At 66.1% G+C, this 18,152-nt stretch carries 18 protein-coding genes; 7 read left to right on the forward strand and 11 right to left on the reverse strand.

All coding sequences use genetic code 11. The features are described from left to right. Nucleotides 1-39: 39 nt before the first annotated feature. On the reverse strand, nucleotides 40-933 hold the full coding sequence (locus tag LQG66_RS20480; protein ID WP_231317493.1) for a LysR family transcriptional regulator: 894 nt from the start codon (nucleotides 931-933) through the stop codon (nucleotides 40-42). A 137-nt stretch (nucleotides 934-1,070) separates the two neighbouring features. Between LQG66_RS20480 and LQG66_RS20485 the strand changes: the two genes are divergently transcribed. The 3 genes from LQG66_RS20485 to LQG66_RS20495 all read left to right on the forward strand — a co-directional run bounded on the left by LQG66_RS20485 (nucleotide 1,071) and on the right by LQG66_RS20495 (nucleotide 3,963). Beyond that, entirely contained in the window at nucleotides 1,071-2,009 is a 939-nt protein-coding gene (locus LQG66_RS20485; protein WP_231317494.1) for a ring-cleaving dioxygenase, read from the forward strand. Further along, nucleotides 2,006-2,638, forward strand: a complete 633-nt coding sequence (locus LQG66_RS20490; protein ID WP_231317495.1) for an alpha/beta hydrolase — start codon at nucleotides 2,006-2,008, stop codon at nucleotides 2,636-2,638. The genes LQG66_RS20485 and LQG66_RS20490 overlap by 4 nt, the downstream gene beginning before the upstream one ends. Before the next feature lie 119 nt (nucleotides 2,639-2,757). Then, complete coding sequence (locus LQG66_RS20495) at nucleotides 2,758-3,963, forward strand: amidohydrolase family protein (RefSeq protein WP_231317496.1); 1,206 nt, start codon at nucleotides 2,758-2,760, stop codon at nucleotides 3,961-3,963. Between the two features lie 7 nt (nucleotides 3,964-3,970). Here LQG66_RS20495 and LQG66_RS20500 read toward each other — a convergent pair whose 3' ends face one another. From LQG66_RS20500 to LQG66_RS20515, 4 genes are all read right to left on the reverse strand, one after another. After that, nucleotides 3,971-5,203, reverse strand: a complete 1,233-nt coding sequence (locus LQG66_RS20500; RefSeq protein ID WP_231317497.1) for a carboxylate-amine ligase — start codon at nucleotides 5,201-5,203, stop codon at nucleotides 3,971-3,973. Between the two features lie 21 nt (nucleotides 5,204-5,224). Beyond that, nucleotides 5,225-6,997 (reverse strand): N-acetylglutaminylglutamine amidotransferase, encoded by a 1,773-nt coding sequence (locus tag LQG66_RS20505; RefSeq protein WP_231317498.1) that lies wholly within the window; start codon nucleotides 6,995-6,997, stop codon nucleotides 5,225-5,227. A 25-nt stretch (nucleotides 6,998-7,022) separates the two neighbouring features. Further along, nucleotides 7,023-7,850, reverse strand: coding sequence for a class II glutamine amidotransferase (locus LQG66_RS20510; RefSeq protein ID WP_231317499.1), 828 nt, complete (start codon nucleotides 7,848-7,850; stop codon nucleotides 7,023-7,025). A gap of 280 nt (nucleotides 7,851-8,130) precedes the next feature. Continuing rightward, a complete protein-coding gene (locus LQG66_RS20515) occupies nucleotides 8,131-9,015 on the reverse strand; it encodes a LysR family transcriptional regulator (RefSeq protein WP_231317500.1) in 885 nt (294 codons plus the stop codon). Between the two features lie 97 nt (nucleotides 9,016-9,112). On the opposite strand from LQG66_RS20515, the gene LQG66_RS20520 reads away from it, so the two are divergent. Further along, entirely contained in the window at nucleotides 9,113-9,544 is a 432-nt protein-coding gene (locus tag LQG66_RS20520) for a CidA/LrgA family protein (RefSeq protein ID WP_425601229.1), read from the forward strand. Then, on the forward strand, nucleotides 9,519-10,229 hold the full coding sequence (locus LQG66_RS20525; RefSeq protein WP_231317502.1) for an LrgB family protein: 711 nt from the start codon (nucleotides 9,519-9,521) through the stop codon (nucleotides 10,227-10,229). The genes LQG66_RS20520 and LQG66_RS20525 overlap by 26 nt, the downstream gene beginning before the upstream one ends. A gap of 5 nt (nucleotides 10,230-10,234) precedes the next feature. On the opposite strand, the gene LQG66_RS20530 is transcribed toward LQG66_RS20525, so the two are convergent. Together LQG66_RS20530 and LQG66_RS20535 are read right to left on the reverse strand one after the other, a co-directional pair. After that, on the reverse strand, nucleotides 10,235-11,065 hold the full coding sequence (locus tag LQG66_RS20530) for a type 1 glutamine amidotransferase (protein ID WP_231317503.1): 831 nt from the start codon (nucleotides 11,063-11,065) through the stop codon (nucleotides 10,235-10,237). Between the two features lie 36 nt (nucleotides 11,066-11,101). Beyond that, nucleotides 11,102-11,932, reverse strand: coding sequence for a dienelactone hydrolase family protein (locus LQG66_RS20535; protein WP_231317504.1), 831 nt, complete (start codon nucleotides 11,930-11,932; stop codon nucleotides 11,102-11,104). A 277-nt stretch (nucleotides 11,933-12,209) separates the two neighbouring features. Between LQG66_RS20535 and LQG66_RS20540 the strand changes: the two genes are divergently transcribed. Next, nucleotides 12,210-12,866, forward strand: a complete 657-nt coding sequence (locus LQG66_RS20540; RefSeq protein ID WP_231317505.1) for a hypothetical protein — start codon at nucleotides 12,210-12,212, stop codon at nucleotides 12,864-12,866. 68 nt (nucleotides 12,867-12,934) lie between these two features. Here the strand turns inward: LQG66_RS20540 and LQG66_RS20545 are convergent, their stop codons facing one another. The 4 genes from LQG66_RS20545 to LQG66_RS20560 all read right to left on the reverse strand — a co-directional run bounded on the left by LQG66_RS20545 (nucleotide 12,935) and on the right by LQG66_RS20560 (nucleotide 17,353). Next, nucleotides 12,935-13,789 carry a dienelactone hydrolase family protein gene (locus LQG66_RS20545; protein ID WP_231317506.1) on the reverse strand — a complete coding sequence of 285 codons (855 nt, stop codon included), beginning with the start codon at nucleotides 13,787-13,789 and terminating at the stop codon, nucleotides 12,935-12,937. A 104-nt stretch (nucleotides 13,790-13,893) separates the two neighbouring features. Next, nucleotides 13,894-14,349 carry a hypothetical protein gene (locus LQG66_RS20550; RefSeq protein ID WP_425601230.1) on the reverse strand — a complete coding sequence of 152 codons (456 nt, stop codon included), beginning with the start codon at nucleotides 14,347-14,349 and terminating at the stop codon, nucleotides 13,894-13,896. Between the two features lie 156 nt (nucleotides 14,350-14,505). After that, entirely contained in the window at nucleotides 14,506-16,482 is a 1,977-nt protein-coding gene (locus LQG66_RS20555; RefSeq protein WP_231317508.1) for an SPFH domain-containing protein, read from the reverse strand. A 178-nt stretch (nucleotides 16,483-16,660) separates the two neighbouring features. Next, nucleotides 16,661-17,353, reverse strand: a complete 693-nt coding sequence (locus tag LQG66_RS20560; protein WP_231317509.1) for an HAD family hydrolase — start codon at nucleotides 17,351-17,353, stop codon at nucleotides 16,661-16,663. A gap of 127 nt (nucleotides 17,354-17,480) precedes the next feature. Here LQG66_RS20560 and LQG66_RS20565 point away from each other — a divergent pair, with 127 nt between their 5' ends. Beyond that, nucleotides 17,481-18,137, forward strand: coding sequence for a hypothetical protein (locus LQG66_RS20565; protein WP_231327869.1), 657 nt, complete (start codon nucleotides 17,481-17,483; stop codon nucleotides 18,135-18,137). The last annotated feature ends 15 nt before the right edge of the window (nucleotides 18,138-18,152 follow it).

The raw sequence follows: 18,152 nt of genomic DNA on the forward strand, positions 1-18,152 counted from the left end.
TCGAGGCGATTTGCAGTTCACCAACCGCCTGCGGGATGGTCACTTCTCTCCTCTGCCGAAGCGCTCGACCAGGAAGTCGATGAACAGCCGCACCTTCACCGACAGGTGCCGCGTCGGCGGATAGATCGCATAGAGCGCCAGCGGCGGTGCCACGTAGTCGGAAAGGATCGCGGTCAGCGCGCCGCTGGCAAGCGCGTCCGCGGCGATGAAGCGCGGGATCAGCGCGATGCCCTGCCCCCGGATGGCGACGTCGCGCAGCACCTCGGCGTTGTTGACGCACAAGGTCCAGGCCGGCTGGATCCAATGATCGCCATCGCGGCCTGTGAGCTTCCACTGATTGCCGGTCAGCAGGAAGCCATAGGTGAGCGAGGTGTGGCGGCGCAGCTCCTCGGGGCTATCAGGCGTGCCGTGCCGCGCCAGATAGGCCGGCGCGGCGCAGATGACGCGCTCCACCGGCATGATCCGCCGCGCCACCAGGCTGGATGATTCCAGCTCGGCGATCCGCAAGGTCACGTCGAAGCCGTCCTGGACCGGATCGAGCAGATCGTCGCTCAGCACGATCTGGAGCTGCAGCTCTGGATAGCCGACCATGAAGTCGGCCACGACGGGCCCGAGCCGCATGGTGCCGAACGACATCGGTGCATTGACGCGGAGCAGCCCGCGCGGCGCGGCCTGCGACTGGCTGACGGCTTGATCGGCGGCGTCGAGCTCCGCCAGGATGGAGACAGCGCGCTCGAAATAGCGCTGGCCGGTCTCGGTCGGGCTGGCGTGACGGGTGGTGCGGACGATCAGCTGCACGCCGAGGCTCTGCTCCAGCTCGCCGATATATTTCGAGATCGCCGAGCGGGACAGCCGCAGCTGGCGGCCGGCCTCGGCGAAACTGCCGCTCTCGACCACCTTCACGAAGGCGCGCAGGCTGCTGAGCTTGTCCATCGGTCCCGGGCCGCCATTGTCGCCAAATTGTAGACAGAGACGTCACAAAAGCACGGATTGTCTCCAAATCAAAGCCGACCAATATTGCGCAACAGGAATTCAACGGCCCCGCGGGGCCTTATCGACAGGAGACCCACATGCCCGGACTGCACCACGTGACCGCGATTGCCGGCGATCCGATCCGCAATTTCGGCTTCTACACCCGCGACCTCGGCCTGCGCTTCGTCAAGAAGACGGTCAATTTCGACGATCCCGGCACTTACCATTTCTACTACGGCGACGAGACCGGCCGCCCCGGCACCATCCTGACCTTCTTCCCCTGGGCCGGCGTGCGGCCGGGCCGCCGCGGTGTCGGCGAGACCCACCAGACCGCGTTCCGGGTGCCGCAGCGCTCGCTCGGCTACTGGACGCAGCGCCTCACCGAGAAGGGCATCGCCTATGAGGCGCTCGAGAAGCGCTTCGGCGAATCCGTGCTGCCGTTCACCGATCCCGACGGGATGGCGCTAGCGCTGGTCGGCGTTCCCGGCGCGGAGAACGAGCCCGGCTTCAGCAATGGCGACATCCCGGCCGAGCACGCGATCCGCGGCTTTCATGGTGTCACCCTGCTGCTCGACTCTGCTGAGAAGACCGCCGCTGTTCTCACCGACGTGTTCGGCTTTGCGGAGACGGGACGCGAAGGCTCGGTGATCCGTTTCAAGGCGCCAGGCGATGCGCAAGGTAGCGTCGTCGACATCTACGAGGCCAAGGGCTTTCTGCGCGGCGCGCAGGGCGCGGGCTCGGTGCATCACATCGCCTTCCGCGCGGCCGACGACGCCGCACAGGGCGTCATGGCGCAGCGGCTGGTCGATCGCCACGGCCTGCATCCGACCGAGCAGAAGGACCGCAACTACTTCCGCTCGATCTACTTCCGCGAACCGGGCGGCGTGCTGTTCGAGATCGCAACCGACATTCCGGGCTTTGCGGTCGACGAGCCGGTCGCCGAGCTCGGACAGAATCTGAAGCTGCCCGCCTTCCTCGAATCGCACCGCAAGCAGATCGAGGGCGTGCTGCCCAACCTTGAGGAGGTCGCATCGTGACCGACACACTGTCCTTCACCCACCGCTTCCAGCCCGGAAGCACCTCGGGAGCAGCCCCGCTGCTGCTCCTCCACGGCACCGGCGGCGATGAGAGCGACCTGCTGCCGCTCGGCGCCACGTTGTCGCCCGGCGCGGCGCTGCTGTCGCCGCGCGGGCAGGTGCTGGAACATGGCATGCCGCGGTTCTTCCGCCGCCTGGCGGAAGGCGTGTTCGACGAGGACGATGTGCGCCGGCGCGCGCTGGAGCTCGGCGCCTTCGTAAGCCAAGCGCGGCAGCGCTACGGCATCGCGGCGCCGGTCGCGGTCGGCTATTCCAACGGCGCCAACATCGCAGCCGCGCTGCTGCTGTTACAGCCGGAGGTGCTGGCTGGTGCCGTGCTGTTCCGCGCCATGGTGCCGCTGTCGCAAACGCCGGTCGCCCAGCTTAAGCGCAAGCCCGTGCTCATGCTGTCGGGACTGGCGGATCCGATCGTGCCAGCCAGCAAGTCGGCGAAACTCTGCAGCGAGCTGTCGAACGCCGGCGCCGACGTGACCCACACGACCTTGCCGGCAGGGCATCAGCTGTCGCAGGCGGACATCGCGCTCGCACGCGACTGGGTCGCCGGCCTGCCGCAGGCCATCGCCGCCTGAACGGCATCGGTGCTTGCAGGCTCGACCGCTCCTGATCGAGAATGCTCTTTCATCGGCGCCGGCATCGGACCGCTTAAGCGGCTCCGATGCCGGCCGAAAGATGGAAAGGGATCTGCAGGATGGCCGTCGACAAGCTGTTCATCAATGCGCGGCTCGACCGCGACGTGCGCCATGCGATCGCGGTCGACAATGGCCGCATCAGCGGTCTGCTCGCCGAGACCGAGCGGCCGGAGGCGCGCGAGGTGATTGATCTCGAAGGCGCGCTGGTGGTTCCCGGCTTCGTCGAGGGCCACATCCATCTCGACACCAGCTTCTATGGTGATGCCTGGAAGCCGCATAGGCCCTGCACCAACGGCTTCGACGTGCATGAGCGCGTCACGTTCCAGGCCCAGAACATGGCAGCGGCGGCACCGATGGACGTCCGCGCCCGCAACCAGCTCGATCTCTGCATCGCCCACGGCACCACGCGGATGCGCAGCCACGTGATGGTCGACGGCTCGGTCGGCCTCAAATCGCTGGAGACGATCCTGCGGGTGCGTGACGAATATCGCGATCGCATCGAGATCCAGCTCGTCGCGTTTCCGCAGAGCGGCATCCTCAAGAGTCCGGGCACGCCAGAGCTGCTCGACGAGGCGATCAAGCTCGGCGCCAATCTGGTCGGCGGGCTTGATCCCGCGAGCTTCGACCGCGACGTCGAGAAGCATCTCGATGTCGTGTTCGGCACAGCCCACAGGCATGGCGTCGATGTCGACATCCATCTGCACGACGCGAGCATGCTCGGCCTGTTCGAATTGGAGCAGATCGCGGCCCGCACGCGCGCGCTCGGCATGCAGGGCCATGTCGCGGTCAGCCACGCCTATGCGCTCGGCGATCTGCCGCCGGACGCGCTGAAGAAGGTCGCCGAAGTGCTCGCGACATCCGGCGTCGCCATCATGACCAATGCGCCGGGCGCGCGGCCCTTCCCGCCCGTCGCCCTGCTCCGCGCCGCCGGCGTCACCGTGTTCAGCGGCAACGACAACATCCGCGATTCCTGGTGGCCTTATGGCGACGGCGACCTGTTGAACCGCGCCATGATGATCGGCTACCGCTCCGGCTTCTACATCGATGATGAGTTGCGTGTCGCCTTTGACCTCGTGACCGATGCCGGCGCCAAGGCGTTGCGTCTCGCGGGCTACGGCCTGCGCGTCGGCGCTCACGCTGATTTCGTCACTCTCAGCGCCGAGCATATCCCCGAGGCGGTGGTCGCCGTGCCCCGGGGGCGCTCCGTGTACAAGGACGGCCGCCTCGTTGCACGTGACGGACGCGTCACCAGGCCGAGCCGTTGAGCCGGCTTCACTGCGCCGGCTCGACCGGCGCCTGCGCGCGCGGCGGCTCGGCGCGCGAGACGGTTGCGGCCGCGATCCATTGCGTGACCGCCGACAGCTGCCCGCCGGATTCCCGATAGGCCTGCAGCTGATAGTCCGCCGAGCTGCCGAACTGCATGATGGTGCGGCAGCGCTCGACCTCGGCGAGACAGCCGAGGGCCTCGGCATGCGGCGCCACGTCGGCAATCATCCGGTTCAGGATCTCCTGGCCGGTGACGGGACCGTCCTCGGTGACGAAGATGCAGTCGGTGCCATAGCGTTGTGCCCGCCATTTGTTCTCGACCGCGATCGCGCGCTCGACGTTGCCGACGGCCTCGGCGAGAGCAGGGTTGAGATAGAGGTAACGGGCGAGCGCGCGATAGAGCGAGGCGATGGCCACCGCATCATCCACCGCGGTGCAGACGTCGGGTGCACGCAATTCCAAGGTCGGATGGCGCAGCGAGGGCCGCATCGCCCACCAGACATGGCTCTCGTTTGGCATCGCGCCCGATTTCGTCAGCGCCGCGACGTAACGGTCGAATTGCTGCTTGGACGTGAACAGCTCGGGCAGGCCGGTGCGCGGCAGCTCGTCATAGGCGGCGAGCCGGTAGCCCTTCAGCCCCGTCTCGCGCGAATTCCAGAACGGTGAGGAGGCCGACAGCGCGACGAACACCGGAATATAAGGAATCATCGCCCGCATCACGACGAAGCGCAGCTCGGGATCCGGCAACTGGACATGCACGTGCATGCCGCACAGCATGTTGCGCTGGCCGACGATGCGCAGATCCTCCATCATTTCGGCGTAGCGCGGCTTCGGGCTCGGCTGCGAGCTGCGCCACATCGCGGTCGGATGCGTCGAACAGGCCAGGATCGTCAGGCCGTATTGGCTCGCGACGCTGGCGACCTCGCGGCGCAGGAATTTCAGTTCCTCGCGCGCATCGCCGACGTCGACATGGACGTTGGTCGCGACCTCGAGCTGCGCCTGCAGCATCTCGCGCATCGCCTGTCCACCGGTCGACCAGTTGGCGGCCTCGAACAGATCGTCCGGCGTCCGGATCGCGACATCCAGCGTCTGCGCATCGACCAGGAAGTATTCCTCCTCGATGCCGAAGGAATATTCGGTGACTTCCTCGCCGCCGGAGGCGGAACGGATCACCAGGCGACGTTCATCGTCGCTCAAGCCCAGTCGCAGCTTTTCGAGTATTCTCGGATCCAAACCCATCTCGGCAATCCCTGTCCGTTGTCAAATTCCGTGGGTCTGCAGCCAGGCTTCCAGCAGGGCCGCCTGCCACAGCCGCGAATGCCCCTTCGGGCTCATCTCGGCTTCAGGGTTCTGCAGCATGTGGTCGACGAAATCGCGCTGGTAGAGCCCGCGGGCGCGCGCCTTGTCGTCATTCAGCACGTCACGCACGTAGTCGAGAAACGGCCCGCGCAGATAGCGCAGCGACGGCACCGGGAAGTAGCCCTTCGGGCGGTCGATCACCTCCGCCGGAACGCAGCGCCGCGCCGCCTCTTTCAGGATGTACTTGCCGCCGCTCTTCACCTTCAGCTCGGCCGGCATCCGCGCAGCAAGCTCCACCACCTCGTGATCGAGAAACGGCACGCGGGCTTCCAGCCCGAACGCCATGGTCATGTTGTCGACCCGCTTCACGGGATCGTCGACCATCATGATCTCGGTGTCGATCTGCAGCACCTTGTCGACGGCCGATGCACCACCGTGATCTCCGAAGAAGCGCTCCACGAATGCAAGACTCATGTCGTCGTCAAGCAGCTCCGGGGCAAGCAGCCGTTGCAGATCCGTATGCGTCCAGTCGAAATAGGCGCTTTGATACTGATGGACCGGATCGTTGGCCGAGAGAAAGCCGGGATACCAGCTGTAGCCGCCGAATACTTCATCGGCGCCCTGGCCGCTTTGCACCACCTTGACGCGCTTGGCCACCTCCGCGGACAGGAGATGGAAGGCGACGGCGTCATGGCTGACCATCGGCTCCGACATCGCACCGATGGCATGGGGCAACGCCTCGAGCGCGCGGTCACCGCCGATCCTGATCTGCTCGTGGTTCGTGCCGAACGTTCGCGCAATGATGTCCGAGTAGCGGAACTCGTCGCCGCTGTGCTCGCCGACAGCGTCGAATCCAATCGAGAAGGTGCGGATGTCATCGTGGCCGAGCTTCGACAGCAGCGCGACCAGCAGCGACGAATCCAGGCCGCCTGACAGCAGCACACCCACAGGCACGTCGGCGACCCGACGGCGGTCGACGGCTGCCGTCATCGCGTCGAGCAGCGCGTCCGACCATTCCTCCTGGCTCATGGCGCGATCGGTCGGACGCTGCTCGCCGACAGAGACTTGCCAGTATCGTTCGCGGTCCTGCGTCCCATCTGGCTCGATCGTCAACAGCGTCGCGGGGGCGAGCTTCTTCACGCCATTGAGGATCGTCCGCGGCGCCGGCACAGCCGCGTGAAAGCTGAAGAAGTGGTGCAGCGCGCTGCGGTCGAGCGATGTATCGACGTCGCCACCCGCAAGCAGCGCGGGGAGAGACGAAGCGAAGCGGAAGAAGCCGGGACCGTCGGTATAGTACAACGGCTTGATGCCGAGCCGGTCGCGCGCCAGCACGACGCGCCCGCTGTCGCGCTCCCATAGCGCGAATGCGAACATGCCCTTGAAGCGCTGCACGCAAGCCTTGCCCCAGGCATGGTAGGCCTTGAGGATGACCTCGGTGTCGCCATCGGAGAAGAAGCGATAGCCTTTCGCCTGCAGCTCAGACCGCAACTCGCGGAAATTATAGATGCAGCCATTGAACGCGATGCCGAGGCCGAGCGCCGCGTCGATCATCGGCTGCTGCGCGGCGGCCGAGAGATCGAGAATGCTCAGGCGACGATGGCCGAGCGCGATCCCGCCTTGCACCTGCAGACCGGCCGCATCGGGGCCGCGCGCCTGCATTGCATCGTTGATGCGACCGAGCGCGGAAAGCGAGGGCCGGCGGGAATAGCTGACTTCACCACAAATGCCGCACATCGCGGGTCATCCAATTCCTGTTGTTCTATGCCCCCCCGACAACCCTCTGTGATCTCTTGCGTTCCGCCTCGAAACCGGCAGAACCTCCGGCAAATAGCGGAACGATTTCGGCCGGTCTTGACGCACGCGCGACCAGCACGTGATCGGGCGGCACCTCGATCCAGTCGGGCTCCTTGTCATAGGGCTCCGACACCGCGATCACCTGATCGCCATCCTCGCGGTAGTAGAGCGAGTTGGCACGATCGTTCGCGGCGAAACGAAACGCATAGAGATCGTGGCCGTTCGACAACGCGGAGGTAAAGCGCAGGTGCTCGTTTAGACCGTCCTCGTTGACGAGCTGACACAGCGCGCGCAACACCTCGCTGGTCGCTCCGATCGGATCCTGATCGATGCCGGCGCCGACCATGGCAAGGAACACCGCTTCCGAATCGGTGGTGCCGAGCCGCGACGGATACAGCGCATCCGGGATCAGCGCCTCGACCTTGCGTCGCAGCCTGTTCCAGCTGCCGACAAAACCGTTGTGCATGAACAGCCAGCGGCCGCAGGCGAAGGGGTGGCAGTTCTGCCGCGTCACCGCCGTGCCCGTCGCCGCCCGCACATGTGCGAAGAACAGATGCGAATGCAGGTGCCGGCAGAGATAGCGCAGATTCTCGTCCGACCATGCCGGCCGCGTCTCACGATAGAGGCCCGGCTCGGGATGATCGCCGTACCAGCCGAGGCCGAAGCCGTCACCGTTGGTGCCTGCGGTCGATTCCAGGGCACGCAGACTTTGCGTCACCAGCGAGTGCTCAGGCTCGGTGACGTAATGCTCGAACGCGGTACGCTCTCCGCGATAGGCGATCCAACGGCACATCCCTGCTCCTCCGGATGGACAATGATCTCTCGGCACGTCGGGACGCGCGCATTTTTACGGAGCAGGCGGAAACGCCTCAAGCCATCCCTGGTTCCGCGCGGCGGAGGTCATCGATTGAATTTGCCGCTCAAAATCTCGCGTTTGCGATCAGCCCCTTGGACTGGGATCGGAGTCGCCGACTTGATCTTCCTGGAGCAGGAGCCGCAGATGTTGCGCGTTCCTCCGGTGACGACGCTGTATCGTCGCATCTATGACGCGTGATGCGAGGCTGCAGCGCGCATCACGCCTCGCCGCCGCGCTCGCGCACCAGCCTGAGCCACGCCGCCGCAGCGGGCGAAAGATAGGCGCCGCGCCGCCACGCCATCGCCAGGGTCCACTCGGTGCCGGGCTCGTCGAGCAGAACGAGACTGATCGGCACCTGCGTGCGCTGGGTCGCGATCATGCGCGGCAGGAAGGCGATGCCGAGCCCGGCGCCAGCCAGCTCAGCGATGAAGTCGATCTGCGTGCTGCGCGCCGCCACGTTCGGCTCGAAGCCGTTGCGCTGGCAGGCTTCGCGGATGATGCGGTTGAGCGCGAAGCCGGCCTCGAACAGCACGAACGGCATGCCGCGCAACTCGGCCAGCGTGATCGTCTCGCGCCGCGCCAAGGGATGATCGACCGAGACCAGCGCCATCAGGGGCTCGCGGCGCACGACCTGGGATACGAATTCGTCGGCGATCGGCGGCAGCAGGCCGGCGAAATCGATGTCGCCCGCCGCAAGCAGCTCGCTCAACCGGTCGCTGCCGTGCTCGACCAGCCGGATCTCGATCTCCGGATGGAGCCGGCGATAGTGCGCGAACAACGGCGCGAACAGCGTGCTCGATCCGATCGGCGGCAGGCCGAGGCGCAGGACGCCGCGCTTCAAGCCGCGCAACTCTTCGAGTTCCGCCTGCAGGTCGTCACGCTCCGCCAGCAGCCGGATGGCGCGGCGATAGACGATCTCGCCGGCTGCGGTCATGCGGCTCTTGTGGCCGAGCCGGTCCAGCAGCGGCAGGCCGAGCTCGTCCTCGAGCTGCTTGACCGCCTTGCTCACGGTCGACTGCGTGGCGAACACCACCTTGGCGGCTTGGGAGAAGCCGCCCTGCCGGACGACCTCCACGAAGGTTTTCAGGGTCCTGAGTTCCATAATGGGACAGTCTATTCCAAAATCGACTTGAGATCATTCAATCAATTCATTTTCTACATGCTGCATTGCCGCATATTCTATGTTGCAGAAACAGAATTTGGACTCAGCCATGATGCACCGCAGCATTTCCATCCAGCTTCAGCGCCTGCTCCGCCGCAACCGGCTGGTGCAGATCGGCCTGCTCGGCGCGTTCTGGGCCGCCGGCGACGTGCTGGCGCGGACGACTGGCCTGCCGCTGCCCGGCGGCATCATCGGTATGGCACTGGCCCTCGTCCTGTTCCTGGCCGGCGGACTCAAGGTCGCCAGCATGAAGCGCGGCGCCAACTGGATGCTGGCCGAGATGCTGCTGTTCTTCGTGCCGGCGGTGCTCGCGCTGCTCGACCATCGCGAGCTGTTCGGCCTGCTCGGCCTGAAGATCTTCGCCCTCATCGTCGTGAGCACGACCGCCGTGATGTGCGTGACCGCGCTCACGGTGGACCTCTGCTATCGCTGGACGGAGCGTCATGACGATCGCGGCGCTGTGGCGTGAGCCGCTGGTCCAGGCTGCGGTCTGGTCGCTGGCGACGATCCTGCTCTATCTGCTTGCCAAGCGCCTGCACCGGCGCTGGCCGCGCTGGTGGCTGATGCCGCTTGCGGTCGCGCCGGCACTGCTGATGATCGCAGCGCTTGCGCTCAACGTCTCCTATCGCGACTACATCCGCGGCACGCATTGGCTGGTGGCGCTGCTCGGCCCCGCCACGGTCGCTTTCGCCGTGCCGATCTATGAGCAGCGCGCGCTGATCCGCCGCCGCTGGCCGCTGCTGCTGGCCGGCATGGTCGCGGGCAGCCTCACCGCCGTCGCAACCAGCTGGGCGCTGGCCTATCTGCTGGGGATCGACGGCGAACTGCGGCTGAGCCTGCTGCCGCGCTCGATCAGCACGCCGTTCGCCATGGAAGTCTCCGGCGAGATTGGCGGCATTCCCGATCTCACCGCCGTGTTCGTCGTGCTCACCGGCATCATCGGCGCTGCGGTCGGCGACATCGTGCTGGCGCGGCTGCCGCTGCGCTCGACGCTCGCCAAGGGCGCACTGTTCGGTGTCGGCGCGCATGGCGCGGGCACCGCGCGGGCCCACCAGATCGGCCGCGAGGAAGGCGCCATCGCCGGCCTCGTGATGGTGCTGGTCGGCCTGATGAACGTGGCGCTGGCACCGCTCATCATCCAGTTCATGAGGTAGTCCTCTCAGCGCCGGTCGAGCGAGGCAATCCAGTTGCTGATCTCGGCCTGGCGCCGTTCGTCATTCGCCACGTCCTGATCGAGCCCGAGGCGCCAGAGAATGTCGCGTCGGGCGCGGTCGCGATGCAGCGTCGCGAGATCCACGGCGTAACGCTCAAGTTCGGCGAGATCAGCAAAGAAGCCTTCATCGACCAGCGGCTGTCCGATGCGCCTGATCACCCAGGCGATATCCTGCAGGCTGAACTCGGGGTGGTACTGCACACCCCAGAACCGGCCGCGGCCGCTCCTGATCTCGGCGGCCTGCACCTCGCTCATGGCGTTGCGCGCGGTCACCACCGCATCCGGCGGCAGCTTTGTGACGATGTCGCTGTGAATGGCCGGCGCATCGAACATTGTGGTTCGCGCCGCATGCATCGGATGGGCGCGGCCCGCCTCGGTCAGGGCGATCTTTCGCGCGAAGCCGACCTCACGTCCCGCCGGATTGAGGGACACCTCGCCGCCGGCCGCAACGGTAGCGAGCTGCAGTCCCCAGCATGAGCCGAACATCGGCACGCCCTCGGCATAGATCGTGCGCACCAGCTCGATCTGACGCAGCGATTCCGGCTCACGCAGATAGATGTTGAGCGCGGAGCCCGTGATGACGACGCCTTGATAAGCGTCGAGCGGCTGCGGCAAGGCCGCATCGGCATCGGCTGGGGTGGCAATGTCGACCACGGCGCCCGGCGCCAGCGCGCGCAGCACGTCGGCATAGCTTTCCGACGGAGTAACACCCGCGATCTCCGCCCAGCGGCGACGGCCGGCCAGCGAATTGCCTTCGAGGACGAGCAGTCTCAGCACCTTTTCAATCTCCGACCATTCGTCGAGGTAGCAGCCTTACGGATTCAGGACGCCGCGCAGGAACGACGCGGTCCGGTCCCGTACCTCCGGCCGATTCAGGATGGTGTGCACGTCGGCATCGATCACCAGGACCTCCGCCTTGGGGTCATCCTTGAGGGCTGCAGCACAGGAGCCGGTGACGGCGCGATCGTTGTTCCAGGGATTGGCCGCCGAGAAATACGGATCGCGTGCCGAGATCGCGTTCAGGACCGGCTCTTTCGGCCCGACGCCGAGCCGCGGCGCGGTGACGAAGTAGTTGTCCTCGCACGACCATGAATAAATCAGGCGCGCTGCCGCGTCCTTGCCGGCATAGCGGCCGACCGCGACCGCACCCTCGCTGGTGCCGGCCAGCACCACGCGCAGCCGGTCGACCCAGCTCCACTCTCGGGAGGCCTTCAACGCGTTTTCCAGCTCGGCCAGCCGCAAGGCATGGACGCGCTCGTACGTCGCCACGTCGACTGGCGACGTGTAGGTCAGCCGGTCGGGGATCGCGAGGCTGTCAGGCGCGACCGACGCGGCGCCGAGCTCGTCGGCGAGCCAGGCCTGAAATTCCTTCACCCCCGGAGCCACCCCGCTCGATCCATGCATCACGACGACGAGCGGCGCGATGCCGATCACGTCAGGCGCATCCTCCGCATGGCCCTCCCAGCGCCGTCCGCCTGCGAGCGTTGCCGGCAGGACGAGATTTGCGTTTGCCCAGGTCAGCGCGAGGTTATCGGATGACGGCTCCAGCACCGTGCCCTTGGTTTCGCCGGGCGCGTCGGCGGCCAGCGTGACCGTGGCGAACAGCAGCGCGAGACCAGCAAGCAGGAAGCGTGAAGACAGCATGTCCGATCCTGACCTCAGGGCATGGATGAGCGCGCCAGCCGTGTACCACACACCCTCTCCGCTTCAATCTCATGGCATTGGCGTCCAGACAAGCAGAGTGCGACGCGCGGCCGATGCAGGGCACCCATGCGCTCTCCGTTCTAAGCAGCCCCGGAGCGCATACGCGCCTCGCACCGCGGCGTCACACGCGGGATGCACATGTTCGTGTCGTTCAACGCTTGCCATGATATTTACAAGGGTCGGGCCCAATATGTGGCAAAGGGCTTCTTGACAAAGGGTGGACATCGACGTGTCTCGAAAATCGGTTGCGCTCATTGCTGCTATTCTTGCGTTGCTTCCACTCGCCCGGGCTTTGGCTCAAGAGCGGCCGCCGGCATCACGAACTGCCCGCACCAGCAGCGAAAAAGCGATCGTCGTGCTTGCCGCAGACCTGCGCGAGTTGACGTCCCTTCGCGACATCGACGCGGTGGGTGACGTGCTCTTCCGGCGTATCGACCGATCTCAGGGCCGCCCTGATGACGACTATGATTTGGCGATCCGAGGCTCGGTCGCGGCCGATTGGAAGGCGGTGTTCGGACGGGGCGACGACAATCGCGCGCCGCACGTCTTCGCCGTTGACCCCGGGATCTACTTCATCGACAGGATCAACATCGGCAGCGGCCCAACGACCAGGGGGCCGGGGCTGGATCCGCAGAGCCATGCTCCGCGATTTGGCAGCTTCACCGTACGCCCAGGCGAGGTCGTCAATCTCGGCCGCCTCATCGTTCACATGCATTGGCACGAGGGATTTTTCGCCGCCAAGGTCGAGGATAATTCCGCTGACGCAAGGCGCGCCTTGTCCGAGGCCAATCCGCAGGCTGTGGCGAAACTCCAGACCCGGCTCATCGGCGTCGTTCCACAATTTCCCTTCCAGGCCGGCGGCGGACGGTTTTGAGCTACCCGGCGTCATGACCACGGCCACGACGCCTGCGGCAACGATCGCGCTCGTGCCTCCACCTCCGTTCACTTTCCCAGATGCGCCGCCAGGAAGTCGTGCATCTCGGCGGTCGAGCGCGCGGCTGCGTCGGCATCGTATTGCAGCCAATGGCCGAAGCTCGACAGGCCATATTTGAGCCCGGGAAAATCAAAGGCGTGGTAGGCGCCGGGATAGACTTGCAGCCTGACGGCATCCCCCTTGTCAGGGCGCTGCGACAGCCATTGCTCGCAGTTCGTCGCGGGCGACCAATCATCCTTGTCGCCGATCAGGATCAGCGTGGGCACCGCGAGCCAGGGCGTCGCGACGCCGCAAATCGGATAGTAGGCGACCGCGACTTTGAAGGTGAGATCATCCGGCACGTCGTAGATCTTGACGTCATGCGTCGAGGCGAACCGCATCGTGACGATGCCGCCCTGCGACGAGCCGACGACGCCGATGCGCGCCCGGTCCACGAACGGCAGCGATGACAGATACGCCAACGCACCCCAGGCGTCGGCCTGGCAGTCGGGCATCGGGCGGTCGCAGGCCTGTGCGATGCCGCGCGAGCCGAAACTGTCGACGGCAAGCACGACATAGCCCCAGCCCGTCAACACGCCGGCAAAATAGCGACGGGTGCGTTCGCTGAGCCCGTTGCATCCGTGCAGATACACAATGGCTGCGAACGGACCCGTGCCTTCCGGCTTCGACAGATAGCCGTCGACCGCCTGGCTGGTCGCCACCGCCATCTCGCCACGCTCGAGCGCGAGACGCTGCTGAAGCCGCCCAAGGACGTAGGGCGCGGCGCCGAAGGTGACATGCTCATCGGGGGTCTGGGCTGCCGCGCCTTGCGTCAGCATGAAAAGGGCGATCAGCAGTGCAGCAACGAGTCCGGAGCCATGCATGGCGCGTCAGCCCTCGCGAGATCCGCGTCAGCTTGCGCGCAATGCCCCAGAAAATCCACTGCATTGATCGACCCGCGCGGCTCTCGTAGACCGCTCCTGCTCGATCAGCGCCAGCGCAGGCGACGGCGCTTGGCGCCCGGCGTGCGCGGGGAACGGACGTGATGGCGTGGCGTCATCGCGTCCTGAAACATCGCGCTGGGCACGATCGGTGACGCGGCCGGAGCTTCGAGCGCCCGGCCGCAATCGCTGACGAGGCGAAGCCGCGGCGGGGTTGAGGACACATCGCGCGAGGCGTCGTCATGTTCGCGCAGGCCGTGTCGGCTGTCCGCCGGAACCAGGGCGGACAGCGTCGCCTTCAACCCTGCGACGATGGCGGCCATGGCGCGCGACGGCCGTGCCCAGCGAAACGGCCGCGGCGAACCATGCGCGCGGCTACCGACGCGCTTGGCTCGCATCCCGGTGCCGGTCCGTCGGCCGCGCTGCTCGCAAGCAGATGCGTCTTCATCGGATTGCAGCGTCAACCGGAACGGCTCTTCCGACGGACCGGCCGCGATCAGCAACTTGCGCATGCGTCTCACCTTCGTCTCATCGCGGCCAATCGATCGGCCGCATTCGTCGCGACCATTGCGCGAGAGCGGTGACGGCAAGCTGTTGCCTGATGTCAGCGACATGTCAGCTCCGCCGTCTCCGCCGTCGTGCTCAGTTCTCCTCCGTCATCATCGTCCTGCCCGCGGCGCCTCGCGCTTCAACTGTTCCAGCGCCTCCGGCATCATGCGGCCGAACATCGAGCTCAACATCGCCGTTGGGATCAGCCCGGAATTGCCGCTCTCCTGCCCCTGCCCGCCCGACATCAGGAATTGCGGCACCAGCGGCTGGTTGATCCGCGTCAGCGCGTCGGCGAATTTCGCAAAGTTCTGCTCGGCCAGCCTGAATTCCGGCCCGCCATAGGCATCGACCGCAAGCTTGGTCGCCTGGGCGCTGGCAGTACCCACCGCAAGCGCACGATCGGCCTCGCCCTGGCCCTCCAGCCGCGACTGCTCGCCGACGGCCGCGGCCGTCACCTTGCGCGTCTCGGCATCCTTCTGCGCGCGGGCGAGCGCAGCCGCACCTTCGTTCTCATTGACCCGGATCTGGATCAGCGACTGCGTCAGCGCAGCCTGTGCCGCCGCCGTCGCCTTGGCTTCGTTGAGCGTGCGCTCCTGGATTGCAGCCTTCTCCTGCTCCTGGAAGGTCTCGACCTGCTCGCGCGCGACCTGCCGCATGCGCAGCTGGATCAGGATGTTCTCGATGGTCTGATCGCCGGGCGCAGCCCGCGGCGTGCCGATCAGGACTTCCTGCAATTCGAGCGAATAGCCCTCGAACTTCACCTTCATCTCGGCCGCCGATTCTCCCTGGATGGCAGCACGGTTCTGCAGCAGCTCGATCAGGGTCATCTTCTGTGCAACGTTCTTGAAGAAGGCGCTGACCATGGGATCGAGCGTCTGCTCGACCAGTTTCTTCACGTCGCCGAAGCGCTGGATGATCATCGGGGCTTTCTTGTAGTCGATGTGCATCACCACCGAGAGCGGCAGGGTCGGCTCGAACGCATCCTTGGTAATCAGCGAGATTTCCGACAGGTTCTCGTCGAGCCGCATCGCGCCGACCTCGCCGCGCACCCATTTCAGGATGAAGTTGACGGTCGGGATGATCTCGATCTTTCCGGCATAGGTGTTGAAGGCGTACTTGCCGGGCAGCAGCGGATCTCGCCAGACGCCGCGGCTGCCGTTGCTGACCAGTTCGCCATGACGATACTGCTCGCCCGAGACGTCGGCGGTGCGCGGCCCCGTATAGAAGATCACGACGCCGACATTGCCGACCGGGATGATCGTCTTCGGCACGTTCTCGACGGTCGCGAACAGCCGGTTGATGTACCAGGTGCCCTCGACGATGACCTGCAGCTGGCGGCCGCGATGGCCGCCGGCGGCGAGGAATTTCTCGGGCTCCTGGAAATTATTATGGAAGGTGGCCGGGTCATGAAGCTCGGTGCCGACTTCCGGGGCGATGATCTCACCCGGAGGCAGCGACGGGCCGTCATGCACGGTGACGATGCCGACCAGATCATGATCGGCCGCAAGGATCACCGGAGTGAAGCCCCAGCGCTCGGCGATCGTCAGCTGCATGGCGTCGAGCACGACGCGCTCCTGCTCGCTCAGCGCATGGCCATGGACGCGCTCGTCGGTGATGATCGCGAACTGCGTGGTGTTGATCGCGTAGGTGCCCTCGCGCAGGACCTTGCGCTGCGGGCCCTTCTGACCGCCGGCCAGCAGGAAGCGCCGCACGTCCTGGAAATCGCTCTTGTCCTCGGTGTCGTTGGCGCCGAGCACCTGTGAGGCGCCGAGCGGCGCGCCGTCGCGCGCGAACACATAGGCGATCTTGCCCTGGCCGATGGTGACGAGGTCGGAGCGGTGGATGCGATACATGAACGGAAAAAACAGGTGCAGGCCGCCGCGCAGCACCTCGGGCTCGAAGCCGGCCTCGCCGTTGAGCGCGATGAACCCGTCGGCGACGGAGCCGCGGATCGCCCACAGCTTCTCGACGATTCCGACCTGGCTGTTGGGGATGTAGCGGATGATGTTGGAAAGCTTCAGCAACGCAAGCAGCGCAATGATCGCCCCGGCCCAGAGGGCCGGCTGGATCAGACTGGTGATGTCCATGAGGTATCTCCAAGTCGCACGCGGCCGGCGCGGCTGCTGCCGCAACGCTGTCACCGCGCGCGATCATGCCGTTCGATGTCGGCGGGCGAGGAGCTAGGCATCGGCGGGCGGTTTCAAAGACCACCATCGCCGAAATATTTCGTCTCCTCCGTTTGAACCCGCGCCGCGGTCCGGCGACTTATGCAGCCCCTCCCAACCGGGCCGTGACCAGCGTCAGCACCTCCGGCTCGTCGAACGCCGCCGCCGTCATCGCCGCGCCGGCAGCGATCAGGTCGTCATGGCCGAGATTGGTGCGCATGCCGATGGTGGCGATGCCGGCGGCCGTTGCAGCGGTGATGCCGGCGCGCGAATCCTCGAAGGCGACCGCGCGATCCGCCATGGCGCCCACCGCGCGCAGGCCTTCGAGATAGGGCAACGGATGCGGCTTGCCGTGCGGCAGTTCGTCGCCGATGATCACAGCGCGAAACCGATCGGCAATGCCGAGCCCGTGCAGGATCATCTCGGCATTCGCGCGCGGCGCGTTGGTCACCGCGACGACCGGGATCGACGCCGCCTCGGCATGGTCGAGCAGCGTCATCAGGCCGGGCAGCGGCTGCACCTCGCCGGCGGCCAGGCTGCGAAACACCGCCTCCTTCTCCGCCATGATTGCGGCGCGCCGCTCGGGCCGCTCATGCGGCAGAAATTCTGCTCCGATCGACACATTCGACCGGCCAAGCAGTTCGCGTGCCGCACGCGTGCGGTCGAACGCATGGCCAAAGGGTCCGAATACCGCGTTGAAGGCCTCGATATGCAGCGCATCGGTGTCGGCCAGCGTGCCGTCGATGTCGAACAGCAGCGCCTGCCGCTTCTTGAGAACGCCTCGCATCAGCAAATTGACCTCATCTAATCCGGAAGTTGACGCGATCTGATCCAACTATCGACCTGAGCCGCTGTCGTTATCTCTCAAACGGCGTGAAACCGCGACGGGGGAAATTGCGATGATCGGCCATTTGACAGCGATGTCTCGATTGAGATCGATACCGAAGGTCGGCGCCGCCGCTGCGCTGGTCTCGACGATCGTCCTTGCGGCCCCCGGCGCGGTGCAGGCCGGGCCGGTGGAGACCGAGACCGTCAACGGGCAGTACTGCAACGATCTCTGCAAGGCCTACATGGCCTGGTCGAATCGCGTTCTGGCCATCACCCAGCCGTCCTATACGCGGCCGCAGGTGCGGGTTGCCCTGCCGCAGCAGAAGAAGATCGAGAAGCCGGAGCGGATGGCGCAGCAGGCGCCGAAGCAGCACCGGCCGGCGAACCTGGACTCGTTCGCGCAGCTGCCGTCGGCCAGCCATGCCGCGCAGTCCGCGATGGACCGGCCGCAGGGCGACGACACCACGGTCGATTCCGCCGGCTCGCGGCTGGGACGGCTGTTCGCGACCGACCCGACGCCGCCCGGGGCGCTCGCCGACATGCGCGGCACGATGACCGACTCCGCCAGCCCGCGGCTGGTCTCGATGAGCGATCCCGGCATGGGGCCGCTGACGGTCGGCGAAGGCAGCGGCGGCTCGCGCTCGAAGATGCCGTCGATGTGGGTCGTCCTTGCCGCCGGCGCGCTGCTGGTGCTGTTCGGCCGGGGCTGGCTCAAGCGCCGGGCCCGCGTCGCGAACGGGCTCGACTGACGCCCCCCGGCATCC

Source organism: Bradyrhizobium ontarionense (assembly GCF_021088345.1).
Lineage (GTDB): Bacteria > Pseudomonadota > Alphaproteobacteria > Rhizobiales > Xanthobacteraceae > Bradyrhizobium > Bradyrhizobium ontarionense.